17 protein-coding genes are annotated in these 21,862 nt (G+C 51.8%); 6 read left to right on the forward strand and 11 right to left on the reverse strand.

The window, feature by feature from the left end:
- Positions 1-11 precede the first annotated feature (11 nt).
- The 10 genes from DYD62_RS09040 to tssB form a co-directional block, all read right to left on the reverse strand.
- Complete coding sequence (locus DYD62_RS09040; RefSeq protein WP_115227023.1) at positions 12-536, reverse strand: hypothetical protein; 525 nt, start codon at positions 534-536, stop codon at positions 12-14.
- Positions 537-605: 69 nt separating this feature from the next.
- Positions 606-1,094: a hypothetical protein gene (locus DYD62_RS09045; protein WP_115227024.1), complete on the reverse strand. Its 489-nt coding sequence runs from the start codon at positions 1,092-1,094 to the stop codon at positions 606-608.
- A 197-nt stretch (positions 1,095-1,291) separates the two neighbouring features.
- Positions 1,292-1,798 (reverse strand): putative adhesin, encoded by a 507-nt coding sequence (locus DYD62_RS24415; protein WP_115227025.1) that lies wholly within the window; start codon positions 1,796-1,798, stop codon positions 1,292-1,294.
- 194 nt (positions 1,799-1,992) lie between these two features.
- A complete protein-coding gene (gene tssH, locus DYD62_RS09055; RefSeq protein ID WP_207916341.1) occupies positions 1,993-4,560 on the reverse strand; it encodes a type VI secretion system ATPase TssH in 2,568 nt (855 codons plus the stop codon).
- The gene (gene tssG / locus DYD62_RS09060; RefSeq protein ID WP_165928609.1) at positions 4,557-5,663 is read right to left on the reverse strand and encodes a type VI secretion system baseplate subunit TssG; all 1,107 of its coding nucleotides are present in this window, start codon (positions 5,661-5,663) and stop codon (positions 4,557-4,559) included. The genes tssH and tssG overlap by 4 nt, the downstream gene beginning before the upstream one ends.
- Positions 5,664-6,224: 561 nt before the next feature.
- The gene (gene tssF, locus DYD62_RS09065; protein ID WP_115227027.1) at positions 6,225-8,012 is read right to left on the reverse strand and encodes a type VI secretion system baseplate subunit TssF; all 1,788 of its coding nucleotides are present in this window, start codon (positions 8,010-8,012) and stop codon (positions 6,225-6,227) included.
- A 442-nt stretch (positions 8,013-8,454) separates the two neighbouring features.
- Complete coding sequence (tssE, locus tag DYD62_RS09070; protein WP_115227028.1) at positions 8,455-8,901, reverse strand: type VI secretion system baseplate subunit TssE; 447 nt, start codon at positions 8,899-8,901, stop codon at positions 8,455-8,457.
- A 69-nt stretch (positions 8,902-8,970) separates the two neighbouring features.
- Positions 8,971-9,471 carry an Hcp family type VI secretion system effector gene (locus tag DYD62_RS09075; protein WP_099398105.1) on the reverse strand — a complete coding sequence of 167 codons (501 nt, stop codon included), beginning with the start codon at positions 9,469-9,471 and terminating at the stop codon, positions 8,971-8,973.
- A 112-nt stretch (positions 9,472-9,583) separates the two neighbouring features.
- Positions 9,584-11,062 carry a type VI secretion system contractile sheath large subunit gene (gene tssC, locus DYD62_RS09080; protein ID WP_115227029.1) on the reverse strand — a complete coding sequence of 493 codons (1,479 nt, stop codon included), beginning with the start codon at positions 11,060-11,062 and terminating at the stop codon, positions 9,584-9,586.
- Positions 11,063-11,078: 16 nt separating this feature from the next.
- Positions 11,079-11,645, reverse strand: a complete 567-nt coding sequence (gene tssB, locus DYD62_RS09085) for a type VI secretion system contractile sheath small subunit (protein ID WP_115227030.1) — start codon at positions 11,643-11,645, stop codon at positions 11,079-11,081.
- Positions 11,646-11,944: 299 nt separating this feature from the next.
- On the opposite strand from tssB, the gene DYD62_RS09090 reads away from it, so the two are divergent.
- The 5 genes from DYD62_RS09090 to tssA all read left to right on the forward strand — a co-directional run bounded on the left by DYD62_RS09090 (position 11,945) and on the right by tssA (position 20,084).
- On the forward strand, positions 11,945-12,343 hold the full coding sequence (locus DYD62_RS09090) for a type VI secretion protein (protein WP_115227031.1): 399 nt from the start codon (positions 11,945-11,947) through the stop codon (positions 12,341-12,343).
- Positions 12,344-12,896: 553 nt separating this feature from the next.
- Positions 12,897-14,258, forward strand: a complete 1,362-nt coding sequence (gene tssK, locus DYD62_RS09095) for a type VI secretion system baseplate subunit TssK (protein ID WP_115227032.1) — start codon at positions 12,897-12,899, stop codon at positions 14,256-14,258.
- The gene (locus DYD62_RS09100; protein ID WP_165928610.1) at positions 14,251-14,985 is read left to right on the forward strand and encodes a DotU/TssL family secretion system protein; all 735 of its coding nucleotides are present in this window, start codon (positions 14,251-14,253) and stop codon (positions 14,983-14,985) included. Before tssK ends, DYD62_RS09100 begins: the two co-directional genes overlap by 8 nt.
- A gap of 222 nt (positions 14,986-15,207) precedes the next feature.
- Positions 15,208-18,996: a type VI secretion system protein gene (locus tag DYD62_RS09105; RefSeq protein WP_115227034.1), complete on the forward strand. Its 3,789-nt coding sequence runs from the start codon at positions 15,208-15,210 to the stop codon at positions 18,994-18,996.
- Positions 18,993-20,084, forward strand: coding sequence for a type VI secretion system protein TssA (gene tssA / locus DYD62_RS09110; RefSeq protein ID WP_115227035.1), 1,092 nt, complete (start codon positions 18,993-18,995; stop codon positions 20,082-20,084). Before DYD62_RS09105 ends, tssA begins: the two co-directional genes overlap by 4 nt.
- 178 nt (positions 20,085-20,262) lie before the next feature.
- Here the strand turns inward: tssA and DYD62_RS09115 are convergent, their stop codons facing one another.
- Positions 20,263-21,339 carry a hypothetical protein gene (locus DYD62_RS09115; protein ID WP_132038620.1) on the reverse strand — a complete coding sequence of 359 codons (1,077 nt, stop codon included), beginning with the start codon at positions 21,337-21,339 and terminating at the stop codon, positions 20,263-20,265.
- Between the two features lie 272 nt (positions 21,340-21,611).
- Here DYD62_RS09115 and DYD62_RS24025 point away from each other — a divergent pair, with 272 nt between their 5' ends.
- A complete protein-coding gene (locus DYD62_RS24025) occupies positions 21,612-21,851 on the forward strand; it encodes an EAL domain-containing protein (protein ID WP_267896127.1) in 240 nt (79 codons plus the stop codon).
- The last annotated feature ends 11 nt before the right edge of the window (positions 21,852-21,862 follow it).

Raw genomic sequence — 21,862 nt, forward strand, 5'->3', positions numbered from 1 at the left:
ATAGCAATGGGTTAAACAGTGATGAGCTGATAACCATTGATAGTATAAAGATTGAGATTGGCTAATCTTTGCGCCAGAGGCTGTTGTCGAAAATTTCGCCCATCTTGATAGCGCATCAGCTGTAATTGGCCGCTATCAACATCAAACATTACATCAATACCACGCTCGCAACTGCTGGAAAGAAAATCGACGCGATTAGCCCAGGGAAACTGGATGTAATCACTCCAGCCTGCTAAATCCTGACCATCTCCAATATTCCCAAACACAGCAGCTCTTAGGACTGTTGCTCCGTTTAATTGTTGTATCAAATCTTGAAATGCATTTTGATGAGATGTGGGTGAATAATCATTTTGATAAAAGCCATTAATATGCCCGGCAAAAACAGTGTTGTTAGGCAGCTGACAAATAACACCAAGGCATGAATCAACATGGGGGAAAATAATGTGATGGCCCAGTCCGGCACGAATTGTAAAGTGCCAATCATAATAATCACGGCCAACTAAATCATGGGCGGGTTCTACACAGTTAAAAAACATGGCTTTACCTTTTTAATTAGCGTGAATATGTATTTCATAAACAATAAAGTGTGACGGTTCTTATTTTTATTAGTACGTTGATCCGTCGCTGGTTGCATCCCAGTCCCAAGTGAAAATATCGCCCATTGCCGAATCAATATCGCTTTGTGATGCGCCAGATTCAGTGTAGTAGCCAAACTTTCCTGCTTTAGTGTAATAGTCATTGTGGCTAAAAACACCAATGGGAATGCCGGAGCCAAATACTCTTTCTATTAATAAGGGGACACGATATGCACAGCCTCCATCTTTGCTACATGGCAATATTTTGCAATCCGTTACAATGATTGCTTTAGAGTTGGGCCTTGCAATGAGTCTGCTCTGGGACCAAAAGACCTGATCAGGGTGCTTGCTGCTGTTTTTTTCAAGCCCGGCGCTGCCACATTCCGCGCCGATAGGATGGCTTATACACTTACTGCCTTCCCACCATAGCCAATGCGCAATATATCGCACACCGCCTGTTTCATAATCTGCAACATTTGAATAGAGCACTGAGGCTTGGTAGCGTTCTTTGTCTTCCATGGGGACCTCCATTCAGTCTTAATTATTGGCAAATTTGAATTCATGGGTGACTGGTGCGCCGTGTGCGTAGTCAATGATTGAAAATCAAGTGCGCAAAAGTGTAGCAAGCAAGGGCGTAGGCAGAACAAAGCTTGCGCGGGACGCTCAAGTCTTTGTGCGTCACTATTGACGGAAAGGGCTAATGGGTGACCCTTTGCCTACCAATGTTCCCGGCACGCTATCCAATCAACATCTGTTACACCGGGGCAATTCGCTATATCGCTCAGGGTCACTACGGCTCTAGGGTAATCTCCACCACCTTGAACAGCTGGTAAATTGACATACATAGGATTTATGGTATTGGGCTCAGGGTTCCCCCATCGTTGGCTTCCGAGTGCTTGAAGAATTGGCCTGATATAATTTTCTCCTCTTCTTCCGTTCAATTCTTCTAGGAAGATACCATTCGATATACCCAAACCAGCATATGGAAGGCCATAATAATCTTGACACATCTGACCTCCGAAAATTACATGATGGTATACGCCGCCTAGAGCTTCACCTCTCATTCTTTGATTGGATATATGCCATCCAGTCTCATTATCAAGTATTCCACCATCCAATACATAGAAATGAATTGATATACCTACTGGAACCAGAAATGGGCCAGGGTGAGCGGGGAAACCAATAACGCGCCCACCGTGGCAGTTAACTATAATTCTTGGCATTCTAATTTCACCTGAGTTTAAAGTTTAAAAATGGCACTAAGTCTGATCTCGCGACCTCAAAATTAAGCTGCTGACTAACTCCGTATTTAAGCAAAAGCCATATAAAAGTATGGGGTCATATATGAAACAAATCAGGATCAGATCTTTTACGTGGCAATTCCCTCTCCTCCCATAAAAACTTTAAATGTCAACCATCACTCCAACACCCATTCCGCCAATTTCCCCACTACCTCTCCCATCAAAACATTATCCACATCCCTCGCTCCCGCTCCCCGGCATCTTGCCAATACCGCCGCGACTATCCCGCTTTCAAATTCAAATGTTTTACCCGTCGCATCCGTATAGCGTTTTTTTAATTTGGCTAATTTGGCTTTGACTATTTCGCTGAGAATGGCGTCGTCTAGGGCGCGGTAGGGCACGACGGTCATGCGGGCTAGAAAAGCGGGCCGGAAGGATTGCAGTAGGGTGTGGCGCAAGTCGTCGGCGAATTGGGTGGTAGCGAAATTTTGTGGGGGCGTGTCGATAATCAGCTCGGCCCCTACATTGCTGGTGGCGAGGATGACGGTGTTTTTAAAATCGACCACAAGGCCGCTGCCGTCTTCCATCATGCCTTTATCAAATACGTTGTAAAACGCTTCCAGCACATCGGGGTGGGCTTTTTCGATTTCGTCCAACAAGACCACGCAGTAAGGTTTGCGCCGCACCGCTTCGGTGAGCACGCCGCCGCTGCCGTAGCCCACATAGCCGGGCGGTGCGCCTTTTAGCTGGCTGACGGTGTGGGCTTCTTGGTATTCAGACAAATTAATGGTCACCAGATTGCGCTCGCCGCCGTAGAGCGCATCGGCCAGCGCGTAGGCGGTTTCGGTTTTGCCGACCCCAGTGGGGCCGGGCAGCAGAAATACGCCGACCGGTTTAGCCGGGTCGGTCAGGCCCGCGCGATAAGCCTGAATGCGGCTGGCGATGGTATCCAGCGCGCTTTGCTGGCCGACAATCCTTTGCCCCATGCGCTTGGCGAGGGTGCGGATGGCGTAGGCCTCGTCGGCCAGCATTTTGCCAACCGGAATCCCTGTCCAGCCTGCAATCACGGCGGCAACGGTGCGCGAATCCACATGGGCGGGCACCATGGTGTCGTCTTGGCGGATGGTGTCCAGCCCGCTTTCCAGCCGTTTGATGGTGGCGGGCAGGTCGGTAAACAACTCTTCTTCATCGCTGCTGCGTGGCTGTTGCTTGGCTAATTTGATTAAGGCAGCGTGGGCGCTGAGTAGCTCCACCACGGCGGCTTTTTCTTCCTGCCAGCGGTTTTCTAATTCTTGAATCTGCGCTTTAAGCTGGCCATGCTCGGCTTGTAAAGCGGTGATGCGCTCTTGGTGCGGTGCACCGGTGAGTTGCTCGCGCTCTAGTCGATTGAGTTCGTCGTTAATGGCGTTTTGCCGGTGGCGGGCGCTTTCTAGTTGCGGCGGCACATCGTGCTGGGCCAGCGCCACGCGGGCGCAGGCGGTGTCGAGCACGCTGATGGCTTTGTCGGGTAATTGTCGGCCGGTGATATAGCGGTGTGATAGTTTTACCGCGTCGCAAATAGCTGCATCCAGCACATACACACCGTGGTGCTGCTCCAGCTCAGCCGCCACGCCACGCAGCATTTCGATGGCGGTGGCCTCGTCTGGCTCCTCTACTTGCACCAGTTGAAAACGCCTTGCCAGCGCCGGGTCTTTTTCAAAGTATTTTTTGTATTCCAGCCATGTGGTGGCGGCGATGGTGCGCAGCTCGCCACGGGCCAAGGCGGGTTTGAGTAGGTTGGCGGCATCGTTTTGCCCTTCGGCCGCGCCAGCACCCACCAGCGTATGCGCTTCATCAATAAATAAAATAATCGGGATTTCTGAGTTTTTAACCGCTTCGATCACACTTTTTAAGCGCTGCTCAAACTCGCCTTTCAGGCTGGCGCCCGCTTGCAGCAGGCCTAAATCTAATACACGCAGTGCCACGTTTTTAAGTGCGGGCGGTACTTCGCCTGCGGCGATTCTGAGTGCTAGGCCTTCTACCACCGCCGTTTTGCCCACGCCCGGTGCGCCCACCAAAATAGGGTTGTTTTGCCTGCGCCGCAGCAAGATATCGATGGCCTGACGGATTTCGCCATCTCGCCCAACAATCGGATCAATCTTGCCTGCGCGCGCATCGGCGCATAAGTCTTGTGTGTATTGGCTGAGCACGCTGTTTTCTGGCGCATTGGGTATGTTGCCAGTGGTTGCAGCGGCGGGCTGCTGCCCGGCTTCTTTGGCGGGTGCAGGTGGCGCTTCGCAGGAGGCGGCGCTCCAGTTACTCAGCTCGCTGCGCAGGGTGTCGCGGTTAATGCTGAGTAAGGATGAAACGCCATTGAGCAGCAGGCTGCGCAGTTCTTCATTTTCTAAAATAGCCAGCAGCAGCATGCCGGAGCGCACTCGCTGATTGTGACTGACAGTGGCGTAAACCACGGCGCTTTCTAAAAGCTTAACGGTGTGCGTGGCAAAGGCCGGGGTGCGGGTGTTGCCGCGTTTAAAGCGCTCCAGCGCGGTGTTGATTTCGGTGTTGAGCGCATCACGGCTGATGCCGCAGCGTGGCAAAATGGCGGCCAGATCACCTGCTTCGATATCGATCAGCTCCAGCAGCAGATGTTCTATTTCGATATAAAAATGTGTTTGTACCAGGCAGCGCTGGGCGGCGCGCTCCAGTGCTTCGCGGCAGGGCATGTTCAGCAGGGCAATCAGGGCGCTTAAATCCAGGCTCATAGTGTGGCTGCCGTTTTAGGGGCAATTTGGCATTGCCGGGGGGTATTGCTTGAGCCGCCCAACCACGTGGTCTGGCCGAGTAAAAAGGGCGTGCCGGTTTTGGATAGCGGGCGGGCAGGGGATTCTTTGCTGCCGTCGCTGGCTGTTTTGGCATCAGGGGAGAGTTTTAATACCAGCCTGCAACGCATCTCTGGCCCAAAATAAAACGCCGCCAGCGCCATCAGCTTGTCGTAAAGCTTGCCTGTGGGCAGATAGGCTAGATATTTATCTAAAGACAGCGGGCCAAGGGTGAGGGTAATGCCTGCGTGTTCGTCCCAGATTCGCTTACCTGCCACGGCATTGTGGCCCAGCGTATTGTTTTTTTGCCCCAGCAGGCTGAGGTGTGATGCGGGCAGATTGCTCCAAGCGCCGTCAAATTGCCTGATCGTCAGCGCATCGCCCCAGTAGCTGGCAACCAGCGCTTTAAAACCCTCTACCGAGCGGCGACGATTAGCAAGGATGGGTACGCGTGCCAGTAAGGCTTGATCACTGATCTGCTGGCGATTGTGTAAGGGCTTGGGCAGGATGCCTGCCAGTGCGCGCAGCAGCGGCTGTACGGCACTGCGATCCGGCGGGGTAAATGGCGCGGCAATACGATGCTTGCCCTGCACCCGATACAGCTGGCCGAGGATGCGCTGATGAAATAAATCCAAAAAAGCTGCCGGAGCATAATCTTTTTGTAAGCGCCGCCCTTGCAGCCATTCCTGATAAACATAGGGCAGCGGGCCATCAGGGCCACCTAGGCCAAAATGGCAGGCTTGTAATTCTAGCTGGCTGGCGTGCGAGCGCCGCTTTACAGGCTTGCTTTTGAGGCTAAGTTTGAAGGTTTTAGTGCTGGCCCTGAAGCAAAGGCGAGGGCTGGTTTTGCTGAGCGAGGCCAGTGCGCTGGGGTAAAACAGCGGGTAGAGCGGCCCGCTTAAACGCACCGTTTCTTGGCGGGGGTCCAGCCCTGTACCCAGCGGCGTTTTGCGCGGGTAGCATTTTTCCAGCAGCGCCAGCGCCTGAGCAAACTCAAAGCGATAGGGCGCGGCGAAGAGCTCGTTGATGAGGGTGTTAGCAGGCATGTTTGTTTCTGCTTTGCATGCGGCATGGCTCATGGTTTATGGGGTGCGTTTCCAGTTGATGTTTCTCATCAGATGGCCGCGCACGTGCAAGTTTTGAATCATCTTAGGGCGGGTGCAACCCGCCGTTTTTGGTCTTTTTCGTATGTTTCGTGTTTGCTAATTAAAATTAAAAAAACCTTAAAAAGATCTTTTTAGTGCCTTCGGTACAGTGTTTTGGTGCGGTAGCCACCGCGGGGGCCTTCCTTTCTTGCTTCGCCAAGAAACGAAGCCAAAGAAGGCGACCCCACGAAACACGAAGGCCCCTGCGCTGCGGACAATCGAGTCGGCGGCGGGCGGGATTGGCTCGTTCCTCGCTCCCTTGCCGAAACCCCGCCCCGCTTGTTCCTCACTCCGGCGTGTTTCAAGGGGAGATTTAAGCCCCGTGCCATGAATCGCGATAAAAATTGCTTTAGTTGAAAATGCTCAAAAACTCAAATAAATAGCTCAACTCAAAAAGGGCTTTCTCCGTGAAACTCTGTGTTCTCTGTAGTTCAAGATTTGGGTTTTCATCTCTTGATAAATTCACAGAATCAAGGGATCGCCCACTAGCGGTTGCCATGTTTTTATTTCTCGGTCTTTTTCTACCAATACGGTGCGGATAAAGCGGTTTACGCTGGCGTATTGGGCGAAGAATTGGGCGAGTACGCCGGAGAATAAGACGCGGCTGCTGCCTGCAAACAGGCTGGCGTCCAGCTCCAGCCTGACTTCCAGCCCGTTGCGCCAGCCGCGCCATGCTTCTTTGCCGACTCGATCTACTGTGCGCTGGGTGTAGATGCTGCGAATTCCGGCGATTTGTTGTTGGGTGGCGGCGCTGTGGCCGACGTTGTAGAGGTTTAATATTTCGCGTAGCGCAGCAAGGGCTTGCGGGCCTTCGATGAGTGACAAATGATTTAAGGAAAGCTGCGAAACCAAGCGCCATTGCGCGGCGCTACTGTGGGGCAGCTGCGGCGTGGGCGAGGCCATGAGGCGCACTTTGGCCACAGGGCCGGGCTGCTCAAAGGCCAGTACTGTGCCAGCCGCCAGCGATTCTGCGAGAAAACGATTGGTGCAAAGCAGCTCTGCACTCAGCGTGGGGGCGGGCGGGTCGGTGGCCAGAAAATGTGCGTTTACCCAAGTGAGCAACATATCGCTGCCGCGCCGCTGAGCGACGCCGTCAACGCGTCTGGCGTGCCAGAAGCAGCCGTTGGTGTTGCCATGGTTTAGGCCAAAATAGCGCGGCACTATTTGCGCGCCGCAGGCCTTGCTGGCGCGTACCTGGCCGATGGCATAAATCTCGGTGGCGTGCTCTCTGTGGCTGTCGGCCACAATGCGGTATTCGCGCGTTTTTCCGCTGGGGCGTAAAGGCTCGGAAGTACGTGGGAATAAATTAATCACCGGCACGCATCCCAAGGCCAAATCACTGGCTTGCAGGCTAAGGCGGCTGGCTGGTGCGGTGTTAAACACGATAATGATGTCTAAATCTTGCGCTGTGCTGGCAGGGATGCTGATTGGCAGCTCAAAAAATGCAAACTTGGCCGGGCAGCTAAAGTATTCGAGCAGCATGCGGTGGCTGGCGAGTGCGCCGCTTTCACTGGGTAAAAGCGCTTCATCATCAGTAAACCCGCAGGCCTCAGGTAAGCCTTTGATGGGGGTGATCTTGTTTTGCAGTAAGCTAAATAGGGCGATACTGTGTGCGCCAAGTAAATCGTAAAGCGCTGCGGCAGTGAGCGGCGATCCGGCTAAATGCACTTTGAGTGTGTTTAAAGTCAGCGCTGGCCAGCCTCCTGCAGCATTGCAATGAATGCGAATTTTAAGCGCCGATTGCGCCTTGGCAAGGCCGGTGAGTTTTTGTGCTTCTTCGGCATCCAGCAATAGCGCGTCGTCAATTTGCAAAGGCCAGACGGTAAGCGGGGCGGTGGTTCTGAAGTAAATACTGTCGGTTTCTTGCTCGTTTCTTTGGTGGTTTACAAACAGCGACGTGCCGCGCTTGATTTCAAGCCCGCCATTGGCATTGCCCTTGCTTGCATCGGCCTGAAAACAGGCAATGGCGGTGGAAGGCATGGGGCGGATGGCGTAGGGGTAAAGCTCTTCTAGTAATGCACTGCTCAGCTGCGAAAAATCATCGTCTAACTGGCGTTGCAGGCGGGCATTTAAGAAAGCGAATCCTTCGAGCAGGCGCTCAATATGCGGGTCGGGGCATTCGTATTCGGATAGCTCTAGGCGATGGGCAATCTTAGGAAAACGCTCAGCAAAATCCGCCCCAGCGTGGCGCAGCCAAGTGAGCTCCCGCTGGTAGTAATCAAGCAAAACATCGTCTATCGAATCGCTCATTTGTGGCCTTGTTGGTATGCCGTCGATTTAACCACCAAATACAAAAGATCTTTTTTAGTGCCTTCGGCACAGCGTTTTGGAGCGGTAGCCACCGCGGGGCCTTCCTTTCTTGCTTCGCCAAGAAACGAAGCCAAAGAAGGCGACCCCACGAAGCACGAAGTCCCCTCAGCTGCGGACAATCGAGTCGGCGGCGGGCGGGATTGGCTCGTTCCTCGCTCCCTTGCCGAAACCCCGCCCCGCTTGTTCCTCACTTCGGCGTGCTTCAAGGGGAGATCTAAGCCCAGTGCGATGTGTTGAGATAACAATGCAGATGTATGGGTTTGCAAAGGGTTTGAATTCAAAGCAAACGATTTAACTCTGAAGTTGTTTTTCTCCGTGAAACTCTGTGTCCTCCGTGTTCTCTGTGGTTCAAAATTTGGGTTTTTGTATGCATCGGAGTTGTTTAAACATCTACTTCCTCAACACTCATCCCATCCTCAGTTTGCTTAATACACAGCACGGTTCGTTCGTTGTGTGTGCCGCGTAATTCGGCGCAGATACTCAGGGCGGCATTTCGACCATCGGTGCTGAATATCTCGATCTGTATGTTTTTTAGCCGTGGTTCAAACACGCTGATGGCTTGTTTGATGTCGCGGATAAATTGGCGGCGGTCTGCATCAAAGCCCGTTTTAAAGCCGCTCCAGTCGGCGATGCCGTAGTCAATAATGCTGTGCTCGCTTAACCTAGGCATGCTGCTTCTGCGGGTATTGAGTATTCGGGAAAGCTCATGGCACACCGATGCCATCACCGCGGCTTTGCCATACTGGCGGTGCGGGGTGACTTCTGCGCTTTGTGGCGCGTCGTCTTCTAGGCGCTCAAATAAGGGCACTCTGAATTTTTCGGTTTGCATCGCCAAGGCCAAAGAGATGGACGGATTTAAGCGCACACTGCGTGCAGCACGCTTAAAACCGTCCTAGCGTTAGCCCTTAATGAGCTTGTTCGCAGTGAGATCCCATGTGCTGGCGGCGGTGCCTTCTTTGTCGCCGCTGTCTTTTTGCGTGGTGAGCTCCCACTTGATTTTGGTGAAATTTAAAGACAGGGTTTCAACGGGCTTACCACCAGATCCACCGCTGACGCTGACATTGGAAATCAGCGCATTGGTGAGGGTGTAAACAATAAAGGCCACAATTTTGCCACTGTCATCCGAGGCATTGCGGCCGATGGTGATTTTAACTTCGGGAATGTCTTTACCGGCGCAGCAGTATTGATTGAGCAGCGGGGTGGAGGCATCGACAAATTTAGTGGCGGTAAACTCGCCGATATGCGGTTTGCCTGAGGTGCGTTCAGAGTTGCTGACGTCATTGGTGACTTGCATGGCTACATTGTGGCTGTACGACATCACTTCAATTTTGTCGACATAGCCCTCGAGCATACATTCGCCCTTAATGTCTGCACCCAAGTCAAGAATAATGGCATCCATTGTTTAAAGCTCCCTGTGTGGTGTTGATTGACGGCTTGGGTGGAACACTGTCGCCGTGTCATTAACGTGTCTTACTTGGGTGGGCTACGTGCCCACCCTCTATTTTTTACAATCAAGCCGCAGGTGGTGGCAGCTCGGCCACTAGGCGGATGGATGCGGTCAGTTCTTCCAGTTGAAAGTGTGGGCGCAGGAAGACGGTGGCGCGGTAGGAGCCAGGTTTGCCTGCGACTTCGGTGACGTCAACACGGGCTTCACGCAGCGGGTATTGCGCCTTGATTTCTTGCGGAGCGTTGTCGTTGATCAGCACGTAATCGGCGATCCAGTTGTTCAGATAGCTTTGAACATTGTCACGCGTCATAAAGCTGCCGATTTTGTCCCGCATGATCACTTTGATGTAGTGAGCAAAACGGGATGCGGCTAGCACATAGGGCAACATGCCGGAGATGCTGGCATTGGCGTTGGCCTGCGGGGTGTTGTAGGTCTTGGGTTTGTTGGTGGTTTGCCCGCCAAAAAACACGGCCAGATCAGTGTTCTTTTTGTGGCAAAGCGCAATAAAGCCCAGATCATTCAGCTCTTTTTCGCGCCGGTCTGTGATCGGCACTTCGGTAGGGCATTTCAGCGTTTTGTCGCCCGATGCGGTGGCAAAAGTATGCGATGGCAGGCCTGCTACTGCGCCGCCGCCTTCTACACCGCGAATCGCGGCACACCAGCCATACAGCGAAAACGCGTTGGTAATGCGTTGTGCCAGTGCCCATGAGGCATTACCCCAGAGGTATTTCTTGGCATTGGTGCCATCTACGTCTTCCACATAATTCATGCCTTCAGTGGGCAGCGTGTCGGGGCCGTAGGGCAGGCGCAGCAAGAAGTGTGGCAGCACAAGCGATACATAGCGTGAATCTTCGCTGGCCCGGAAGCTTTGCCATTTGATCAGCTCGCTGCTTTCAAATAATTTAGCCAGATCTCGTGGCAGGCCCAGATCGGCAAAGCTGCTCATATCAAATAGTTTGGGGTCGGCAGCGGCAATAAAAGGGGCGTGCGCCGCAGCGGCTACATTGGATAGTTTTTCTAAAAGCGCAATATCCTGCGGATGACGGCCAAATTTATAGTCGCCTACCAAGACACTGAAAGGGTGGCCGCCAAAGGTGCCGTATTCTTCTTCGTAAATTTGTTTAAACAGGGCGCTTTGATCAAATTCCACCGCTTTTTCTAAATCGGTTTGCAAATCTTTGCGCGACACATTCATCAGACGCAGCTTAAGACGTGTGCCGGTTTCGGTGTTCATCACAAGGTAGTGCAGGCCGCGCCAAGAGGCTTCCAGCTTTTGTACTTCTTCGTGATGCATGATCTGATTAAGCTGGGTGCTGATTAACTCGTCGATGTCTTTGATACGCTGGTTAATCATGGCCACCGTATCTTTATCGATTTTCATCACGCCATCGAGTACCTGCGTGGCAAATTCGCCCAGCAAATCAGTGGCATGGCTTTTCTGGCTTTCATCCAGCGCCATCCGGCCATCCTGAATGATTTTATCGAGTAAACCTAAAGTGGCAGTTGCTCCGCTTGCCGCTGCTGCTGGCTGTGTTTCTGGCATGGTGATTCTCCGTCAATTAAGCAGCTGCGGGGGCAGGCTCTGGGGTGGCAGGCAGGGCAGATTGAATTTCTTTTAGCCCCTCGGTATTGGCAACCACGTCTTGCAATAATTTATCCAGATCATCATTGCCATCGAGCTTGCCGAGTAAATCACGCAGACGCTGGCGGGCTTCAAACAGCTTTTTCAGCGGCGCTACTTTATTCACGATGCTGATCGGGTCGAAATGATTGAAGTCGCTTGATTTAGCCGCTGTGTTTTTATCGTCTAAGCTTTTAGGCTCATAAAAATTCAGCTCGATATTGAGCTTGCTGCCATCCCCGGCAATGGTGTTGTCCACCTGAATGGCCAGCCTTGGGCTGATGGATTCGAGCACCTCAATAAAGTTATCTCTGTCGATATTGATAAAGCGCCGCTCGCTCAGCTTGGGCAGTGCTTCTTTAGGGTGACCGGAGAGGTCAGACAGAATGCCGACCACCAGCGGAAGTTCTTTTTTCTCAATTGCGTTACCAATTTCAACGTCGTAAGTAATCTGTACGCGTGGAGGGCGAACGCGATCCAGTTTGTGTTGGGTGCTTTCTGACATGATGACCTCATGGTTGGCGCTTTGACTTATACACTTTGAAGGCGGCTTACCCGCATTCCCCGTGAGGTGTGCTTAAGCCAAATGCGCTGCTCAATGTATGGGTTGGTCTGTTGAATCTAGAAGACGAAACTTGTAATTGCAAATATTTAGTTGGAAGTTTTACGAAAGTTATTTCTATAATAAACATTCGTGAATAATTATTTTCAGTAAGTTAAACAGAGGTGTTTGTGCGGGGTTTACTGACACTCTTTCGTATGGTACTAGGGCTGCTTCTTTGCCTTTGCCTGCCGGCTTGCTCTATGTTTTCTATGTTTAAGCCCACGATCAAATTGAGCAGCGTGTCATTTTCTGTGGCATCGCAGGCTAACGACGACACGCCCATCCCGATTGATCTGGTGGTGGTGGATGATGAAGAGCTGCTTAAAAAGTTACTCGCCCTGCCTGCTGCTCAGTGGTTTGAGCAGCGCGCCCAATTACAGCGTGATTTTCCGCTGGCGCTGTATGTGTGGAGCAAAGAGCTGGTACCAGGTCAAAGGCTGGACGTGACCGACGCGCCGGTAAAAGGCCAGCGCGGATCGGTCGTGCTGGTGTACGCAGGCTACAGCTCCCCCGGCATGCATCGGCTGAGGCTGGATCAGCAAAAAAATGTGATTTTGTATTTAGACAGCCAGGATGTGCGCTGGGTGAGTGGGGAGTGAGGTCTAATTTCTGAAAAATTGGCATCAAGTTTAAGAAAATTTCTAAATACGAGTGAAATGATGAAGTGCGGGAGAACTCCCTTGAGTGCTGAGCAAAGACAAAAAGACCTTTTTAGTGCCTTCGGCACGTTGTGTTTTGGTGCGGGATCCCCGCGAAGTATTGATTTCTGCTTCGCCAAGAAAGTAAGCAAAGAAGGCGACCCCATCAGCACGAAGGCCCCTCATCTGCGGACAATCGAGCGGCGGCTGCGGAACTCGCTTCGCTCAAACAGGCATCAAAGAAACCCCGCCCGCTTGTTCCTCGCTTCGGCGTGCTTCAAGGGGAGATTTAAGCCCTGTGCCAAGAGTATTGTTACGACGTTTCTTACTGTTTTGCTGAGAGGGAATACAACTACTTCGAAGTGAGTTACGCAAGAAAAACAACTTGCACACCCTAAGTAAAACCAGATTTATCTTTCGATTGTGGCCAGAAGTGGGGGGGGTATCCGCCCAACAAAGCTGAGTAAGAAGACGTTTTAGCCAGAAAAAAACAAATCACCATTCAGGGGATAACGTGGGGCAAATTCCGGAAGCCATTTGCTGGTCTGAGGGCATGCAGCTTTTGCCACAGCATTTTCAACAGCAGTCTTTGCGGGCCGAAATACTGGCGGCTCAGCTTGTTGCCGCAGCGCAGCCTTATTACTGGGGTGTGCTGAATGTGGAGATCGACGAAGCGGCTTTAATCAGCGGTACTTTACGTGTACTGGCGCTGGAAGCCATTCTGCCAGACGGGCTGTGGCTCTGTATCCGGCCTGGCGTACACCCGCCGCTGGAACTCAATTTTCAAGACCTTGTTACCGCATCGCCGCAGCATCAGCTCACGCTTTATCTGGTGGTGCCACCGCTTTATCGTGCGGGCGAATTAGATGCCAGCGGGCGGCGTTATGTGTCGCAAGATGGCAAGGATATCCCTGATTTAGTCAGCAAAGAGTCCCCCGCCGTACTGACTTTTTGGCGGCCTGATCTGGCGATTTTAGACGAGCAGCATCGCGCTGATGGTGTGTGTCTGCCGCTGCTCAGGGTAGAGGAAGGCGCGGGCGGCTTTGCCCGTAAGGCGTATTTTGCACCCCAGCCCAGGGTCTTGCCTGAATCCCTGCTGGGTAAACGCATTGCCGCGCTATGTACCGAGATTCGCGGTAAGTGTGCTTTCTTAGCCGGCCGGCTCAGGCAGGCACTGCAGGATAATAATGAGGGCGACAGCGCTAGAATTGACCGGCAGCTGGCCGCGCTCTGGGCTAGATTGCCCGAGCTGCAAAGCGCCTTGGATAGCCGGGTGGCGCATCCGCTTTCCCTCTATCTGATATTAAACGGCGTGGCGGGATCGGTCTGTGCCCTGAACCCGCAGGCGGGCGTGCCGGCTTTTCGGGCTTTTCATTACGAAGAATTACTCGCCTGCTTTGATGATGTAATTGGTTTCATTATGAAGTCGGTAATGCGGATTAAAGCAGGCTATGGCCGCAGCGAATTTACCTTAGAAAAAGAAGGCTTTGTGATCCGGCCTCCAGCGGTTTTACGCCTGGGCGGGCAGTGGGTGATTGGCGTGCAAATGCCGGGTGGTGCGGGCGACGATGCAGCGAGGTTATGGCTAGATAGGGCCGTGATTGCATCCTTGTCGCAGCTGGAAACCTTACAAAGGCAAAGAATGCGCGGCGTGCTTTACCGCCCGCTCGACAGGCAGGAGCAGGTGAGTTACAGCGTGGGTGACGATACCCGCTTGTTCAGTCTGTATGAATTTGGCGAGTGGTTTAATCCTGACGAGCCGCTTTGCATCGCAGTGCCAGCGCAAAATGCAGCAGCTGAGCCTTTAAGCATTGTCTTGTTTTTTCCTGAAGCAAGCGACGATATTCCGGTGCTGAATGAGGCGGATCATGACTGATTTTGCACGCCAGCAGGCCGCTTTACCTTTGAAGCAGGCTTTTTGCCAAGTTTGGGAAGAATGGTTGCTCTTGTCCCCCAGTTTATTGAGCAGCGCCGAGCCCGTGGACAAACTCTTGCTGCGTGTGGCAGAGGAAACCAGCGTATTAGCGCGGCGGGTTTATCGCATGGTAATGACGCAGGCGGGGGCGGCCAACAAAATGCATGCTCAGGCGGTGCAATATGCTTTTGTTGCCCTAGTCGACGAAGTGCTGTTGTTTACCGAATGGAGTGGCCAGACCGCATGGCAAACCACCCCATTGGAGTTTCGTCTGTTTAATACCCGTACTTCGGGTGAAACCTTGCCTGATGAAATTGAACATTTAATTGAGCGCCAGGATTCAAGCGAGCGTGATCTGGCTGCGGTGTATCTGATGACGCTGGTGCTGGGGTTTCGCGGGCGCTTGCGGCGGGAGCCCGCACTGTTTGAGGCTTGGTGTACTTCGCTGTTTGCACAGATTTACCAGAGAGAGCCCGATGTAGCGCTGCTGGGCAAGGTATTAAGCGGCCATAGCGTAACGCAGCCTTTGCAGCTGATCGAGCGAAAAATGCTGCCCGATGGCTATCGCCTGGCGCTGATGCTGGCTTTTTTATTGCTGCTGATGTTTGGGGTGAGCCATTTATTCTGGCGGGATATTTATTCGCAAATTGATGTAACACATCCGCCGCTCAGCGAGGTCAAGCCATGAAGCTGGCCAATTTTGATTCCCTTTTTTCGCTGGCGTTGAGCCACCTCTTCAGACGGGATGTTTGTTTGCAGACCGATCCGGCGCATCCACAGCTGTATGAGGTGAAACCGTGAAGCTGGCTGATATTAATGCCCTTTTTTCGCTAGCGTTGAGCTACCTCTTCAGGCGGGATATTTGTGTGCAGATCGATCCGGCATGTCTGTTGCGGTATGAGGCCAAACCTTGAAACTGCTGATTATTTTGCTGATTATTGCGGCCATTTTGCTGCTGTGGTGGCTATGGCGTAATAAGGCCGATCGCCTTGGGCGAGGTTTTATCGATGCCGTGCGGCAGATGGAAAAAGAGGCGGGCATTGAGGGGCGCTATCAAGTGCCATGGCTGCTGTTGCTGGGCGATGATCAGGCCAGTAGTGAGCAGCTGTGCCGTGCTTGGCAACTGAAAAGTGTTGAGAAATCGGCTTGGTTCGGGCGCTTTTATTCCAGTAGTGATGCGGTAGTTTTATTGCCGCCGCACGATATTTATCAGCAGGCAGATGGTGCGCTGGCGGCTTTATCGGCATGGCGGCGTTTGCTGGGCGCCTTGCTCAGGGTGCGCGGGCAAAGGCCGTTGGATGCGGTGATCTGGGCGGTATCAGCCAAGCAACTGATGAATAAAGACACCCCGCTGGATGTGACGCTTTGTAAGCAATTTCAGGATGCACAGCAAAAACTGGGGCAAACGCTGCCCGTCTACTGGCTGCTTACCGGCTTGCAGGATGTGGCGGGGATGAGCGAGCTGATTGAGTCTTTACCTGATGAGGCGCAAGACAGCATTTTGGGCTGGTCTTCCGTATTACCGCTGACAGCGGCCTATCAGCGCGAGCATTTAGATGCTGCGCTGACGCAAATGCAAAGGCAGCTGAGAGATTGCATCTGCGAGATCGCCACCTTAAATAGTGGCGTAAGCGATGTGCTCTACTTGTTGCCAAGGCAATTTGATGCGCTGCGCGCTGCTTTACATGCCTTGGCAGACGCTGCTTTTCAGAGCAATGCCATGGGCGATGCCCCTGTTTTACGCGGGCTATATTGCGCGGCAAGTTATGCGGTTCAGCAGGAAGACGCCGATGTTTTTGCGCCTGAGCCCGCAGTGCCGGATGTCCCCGTATTTAGCTCCGGCCTGCTGCGGCAGCGGATGGCCGCTGAGCGCGGTTTGGCGCAACCCATTGTGCGGATTATGTCGCTGCGTCAGCGCTGGCATCGTTTTGCTAGGCTGGCCACCTTGGCTTTTTGTGTGCTGTGGTTTTTGGCTATGGCTTGGGTATGGCAGTCAGAGCGGCAGGATGCCATGGCTTTGAGCCGGGCTTTAAGCTCAATGAGCAGCGGATCGGCGCAAACCGAATCCGATCCAAACAGCCAAGCAGCGCTGACTTTATGGCGGGCACTCCTTGCTGCGCCGCGCCTTGATTATGAAAGCATTGCTTTTCCAAGCTCTTTGTTTTCAAACTTTGACCACGCCTTGGCTGAAAAAATAGCCAGCTTATTGCAGACAGAATGGTTTTTTGCGGTACAGCGGCGAATTCATGCGGATTTACAGGCTTTACAAGCTGAGGGCGCAGATAGCAAAAAAATGGGCGACGATACCGCTAGCCCGGAAACATGGCCACGCTATGTGGCGGCGCAGCATTTAGTCCAGCAGGCTAGGTTGGTGGAGCAAAATGTCATTTCGTATAACCGCGCCCTGCGTGGCGGGCCAGATGCGCTCAGCCAGCTAAGTGAGCTGTCTAACCGGCTGTGGGACGGCGATTTTCGCCCTGAACGCCTACCACTGCGCCATAAAGTAGAAGTTATTCTTGCTCATTACGCCCAGTGGATGGGTAAGCCGGTACAGCTGCAAGCTGCGGCGAAAGATACAAAGCAAAATTTTGATGCCTTAATGCAGCACTGGCTGAGCCGCCTGTATGCAGATGCCACGTTTATTGAAACCGCTGACAGTGTGCAAACCCAGCTTACCGAGCTGCAAAGCGCTCAGCACAATAGTTATGCCGATTTAAGCAAGTTAAACCAGCAAATTACCCTGCTTAAGCAGCTGATTGCCGCCACAAACAGTGCATGGAGCAGCGCATCAGGCATGGATTTAGTGCCAGGCTATTCGGCCATGCTGAATCATGCCAAGGGCAGTGCTTTTATAGGTAAAGACGCTGTTTCTGCTATCGAAGAGTACGCGGCTAAGCTGAGAAAAGCATTTAAAGAGCGCTGGTCAAATCGTGACTCTTCGCTCACCTCGCGCGGGGAAGTGGGCTTAAAAGAAGATGTATTGCAATTGCAATCGGCCATCAGTTATTTGTTGCAGCAAAACTTTGTGATGGAGGGGCATACGGCAGGGCATTTGCAAGTGAGTGGTGGCCTGCGGGAAATGAGCGAGGCAAGGCTGGCTGCCGCTTTACGGATTTATCAGGAGCGCCAGCATTACCAGACCCAAAACCTGAGCAAAGTGCCTGATGCTTATCGTGCGGGCCTTGGCGGTTTGGCCAGCAGCAGTGCCGCTCATGCCATGTGGCATACCATGGACGGGCAGGCGGTGGATGATCAGGGGCAAAGAAATGTGGCAGACAGCATGGAAGGGCTGATCCGGATCGCCCCTGAAGTCAATGCGGCACTGCTGGATTTGGGTCGTGCTGATTTATCGGCTGAATTGATTAAAGAAATGAACGAGCGTGCGCTGACCTCCTTACGCCAGGCCGATGGCATGCTGGCGGAGTTAGCGCTTTATCAGCCTAAGCAAGCCACTTTTTCATGGTGGGATGGCAAGAAAAATGCCAGTTTTAAAGGTTTTAAAGCAAATAACCCACTGGAATTGCAACAGTATCTCAACCGGCAGCTGGAGCAGCTGGCCACTGTAGCGATCAATCAGGGCGTTGTGTTGGAATGGCTGGCAGCGCATCCCAAGGGGCTGCCGGTCAAAGATATGCAAACCCTTTTACGCTGGAAAGGGCTGGCGGCTGATCTGAAAAAAATGAAAGAAAAAGCGCCAGACAGTGGCCCAGCTTTATTAGCACAGTTGATCAGCAAAGATTTAAATGAAATGGATGCCAGCACCTGCTATGGCGTGCTGCGGCAGGTGGAGCTGCCCGCAGGGCCAGGCTACTTTTTTGAACGGGCGCAAAAGCTGGTCAATATGGCTAATGAGCGCTGCATGGGGCTAAGGGCACAAAACAGCGCCTATGCATGGCAGCAGTTATCAGGCTATTTTAATCAATATCTGGCTGGGCGTTTCCCCTTTGCCGCCAATGGCAATGCGCCGGATGCGGATGCCGAGCGGGTAGGCACACTACTGCGTTTAATTGATGCGTATTTGCCTGCCGCCCAAGCTGGGCTTGAAGATAATGAATCGCCTAACCGGGATGCTGCTCGATTATTTTTACTGGGGTTGCAGCACAGCCGCGATCTGCTCGGTCCTATTTTATTACGGGGCAGCGCCGAGCAGCCTCAGCCACTGGGCTTGGATATTGATGTGCAGTGGCGTAGTGATAAAGATAAAGAGCAGGGTGCAGATCAGGTGATCGAATGGGGCCTGATGGTGGGTACGCAGCGCATGCGCTTTCCGTTGGGGGAGCGGGCCAAACAGCGCTGGTTGCTGGGCCAGCCCATTGTGTTTTCACTACGCTGGGCGGCTGATTCCCCGCAACTGCCCATCGAAGAAAACACGCAGCCTGCCTTAATGGTACTCAATCAAACTGCCGAATGGCGCTATACCGGTGCATGGTCTTTGCTGCATTTTCTGCGCCATCATCAGGCCCCTTCTGGCATGGTTTTGCAGGATGAGTTCAGCTATCCCGCAATGCTTTTCAGCCTGCCACTGGGTGGCCCGGCTAAGCCACGGGCACAAATGTTTGCCCGTTTGGGCATCAGCGCGGTGGGGGCAAAGTCATTGCTGCCAACGCAGCTGATTCAGGCCTTGCCCCTTAAAGCGCCGGCTTCGCCTTTTAGACAAATTACCCTAGCAGATTCAGATAAATCATTGGTGGCACCATGAGTGTAGAAATCAAACCTGGCGGTTTGCAGGGGAGTCTGGAGTCGCTGTTGCAGCCTATCTCGCAGGATGCACCCTGTGGTATGTCGATTCGCTATGAAGCCGAATACGATTTACTGCGCGAAGCCAAAAGGGAAGACGATACCAGCCTGCCAACCGGCATCTGGCAGGCCGAAGTAAAACGGGGCGACTGGGCCACAGTTGAAAAACTGGGCAGGCAAATTTTACAAAGCCGCAGCAAAGATCTGACCGTGGCGGTCTGGCTGGGCGAGGCCTGGATGCACCGGCGTGGTATTGAGGGCCTGAGCGCTGCACTGAGTTTATTGCTGGGCCTGTGTCAGCGCTATTGGGATACGGTGCATCCATTGCCGCAAGATGGCGATATGAGCTATCGCACGGGGCCACTGGCTTGGGGTGTGCATGCCTACAGTACCCTGCTCCTATCGCGTATGCCGCTACCTGTGCTGGATCAGCGCAGCGATTTAGACAGCTTTACGCTGGCAGACTGGCGCACATGGCAAAAAAATCTGGGTCTCGATCAGGGAAAAAACACCAGCAAAACCGCCGTGCCCCTTGTGGAAGCAGCTAAAAAGCTGGAGCAAAAAATCAACGATACCATTCGTGCCGCTGATGTAAATCTGCTGCGCAGCGCACACGGCTTTGTGCTGCATGGGCTGACGCAAATTACCGGTCTGGTGCAGGAATGCGATCAGAAAATGGGTCACGACGCGCCTACTTTTCAGCCCCTTTTTTTGCTGATGCAAGAGCATGAAATGATTTTAAAAGAGTGGCTGACTATGCACCCACAACCTTTGCCCGCTACGCCTGATCTGGTTTTACCCGCGCCTGCTGCAGAAAGAAAACCCGACCCGCTGCCTTTTTTGCAACCTAATAGTCGTGAAGAAGCCTACCGGCAATTGCAGCTGATCGCCGATTACCTCGCCCGTACCGAGCCCCACAGCCCCGTGCCCTATCTGATTTACCGCAGCGTGGAATGGGGCAACAAACCCCTCAGAGATTTACTGGCCGAGCTGATCTCCAGCGATGCAGAAGCAAGAAGGCTCTGGTCATTGCTGGGGGTGCTGCCTTGAGGAGGGGATAAATAGGGTGTGTTACTACAGTTGCATCTTCATTCGCAATGAAGTTTTGTTTGTGTTGATTTCTTAAATCAGTGTGAGCCCCATCCGCCATACACTTAATGCCATTTTATGGCGGGCAGATGGGGGCTAAAACAAATAATGATTTTAAATCATGCCGGGCATGCAATATTTATCTTAATTGTGCCGAAGCTGGAAGGCCACCATGCTTTAATAAGTGGTTAATCGCTGTTTTATTAAATCCAACTTCAAGGCTAAAAAAGCCAGAGGCGGATACAGTCCCATTTGCTAGTTCAAAAGGCTCTTGCACCTCGCCTTCTAATAAATTGCCATTAGAAATGGCATAGAATTCTTTACGAATAAAGCTGTTATTTTCTGTCTGATTGGGCGTCATGATTAATAGTTGCTGCTGCTTGATCGTACGAAGTTCATATGGCTGTTCTTTAGCAGTGCATTTTTGAGATGCATAAGGATTATTGCTGAAAACCACAGTTTTGCGGGTGAGATCAAATTGGAAAGGGCACAAGTTACTGCTATCCAATGTGTTTTTGCTGTTTATTGAATAAAAAGCTGTCCATTCATCAATGGATTTAAAGTTGACTGCATTACTATAGCGGCTGCGATATGTCGTTTTGAGCGGGCTTTTGCCAATATAGTAAGCTTTTGACCCTGCAGGAAATGCGGGGGCCGGTGTTTTGAATAATGAATAATCAGGGCCGGTTTGGTTATTGTTCTTGCTTAAATTAACATCCATGACTGCGACATTACTAATATCTCTGCTGGTGCCACTGATGATGTACTGAATGTCATTTCCGTAATCAAGAATAATGTCATTACCTTTGGATGTTACTTTTGCTTGCCCTAAATGTCCCCATTGCCCATCCATTAAATAAAGTGTTGTACTGTCGTTTGCCAGCAGACTCATCCATTGTTGACTTATTGAATTGAAACGAAATTGTTCTTCAATGAATGTTTTATTCTGAATTGAAATAGTGTCATAACGTTCAATGCTGGCTTCTTGTTTGCCATTTGCATTGCTGCTTGTTTGAACTGATTCACTGTATAGTGGCTCAGTTGCTAATACGGTATTTAAATTTACCTCATTACTGGAATATTGATTAAGGAGAACTTGTGCAATGGACGAGCTTGTTGAGGGCGTTGCCACCACTGCATCAGTATTGCCTTCATCTCCCCCGCATGCTGCGAGTAATAGAGCAAGGATGGGTGTGGCGTACTTCATCATCTGCATTTTACAGCTCGTGTTTATTAAAGTGGTCGATATTTTAAAGCATATGACATGTTTTGTGTTGTTATTTGCAAGATTGTAGTAATTTATTGTTTGTTTTTAATGGCTGGCGCGATAAAAATGTGCGGCATAAAAGTACAGTCGACAGATTTCTTCCTCACAAATATGTATCTGATCTGTCGCCGTATTGAAATACGTCATGTCCCCTGATCCATCTATCTGCCAGCAGGGCTTCGGCCCATATTGGTGGTCGGCTGACAAGAGTAAATTTAAAGATTGATCAGTCTTTTATTCGCAATTTAGCACCCGGATCAAGTGATATGACATTAACTGTAGCGATTATTGTGATGGCGTATAAGCTGGGATTAAAAGTGATTGCGGAAGGGGAGGAAACCATTGAGCAGCGGGATCTGCTTATTGGAGCAGGCTGTGATTCTACACAGGGCTGTTTATTTTCTAAGCCTGTGCCCCCTGAGAAATTTGAGCTTTTGATTAAGACGGACTTAATGTCATAAGATTGAATTGA

The sequence above is a fragment of the Iodobacter fluviatilis genome, assembly GCF_900451195.1.
GTDB classification, from domain to species: Bacteria; Pseudomonadota; Gammaproteobacteria; order Burkholderiales; family Chitinibacteraceae; genus Iodobacter; species Iodobacter fluviatilis.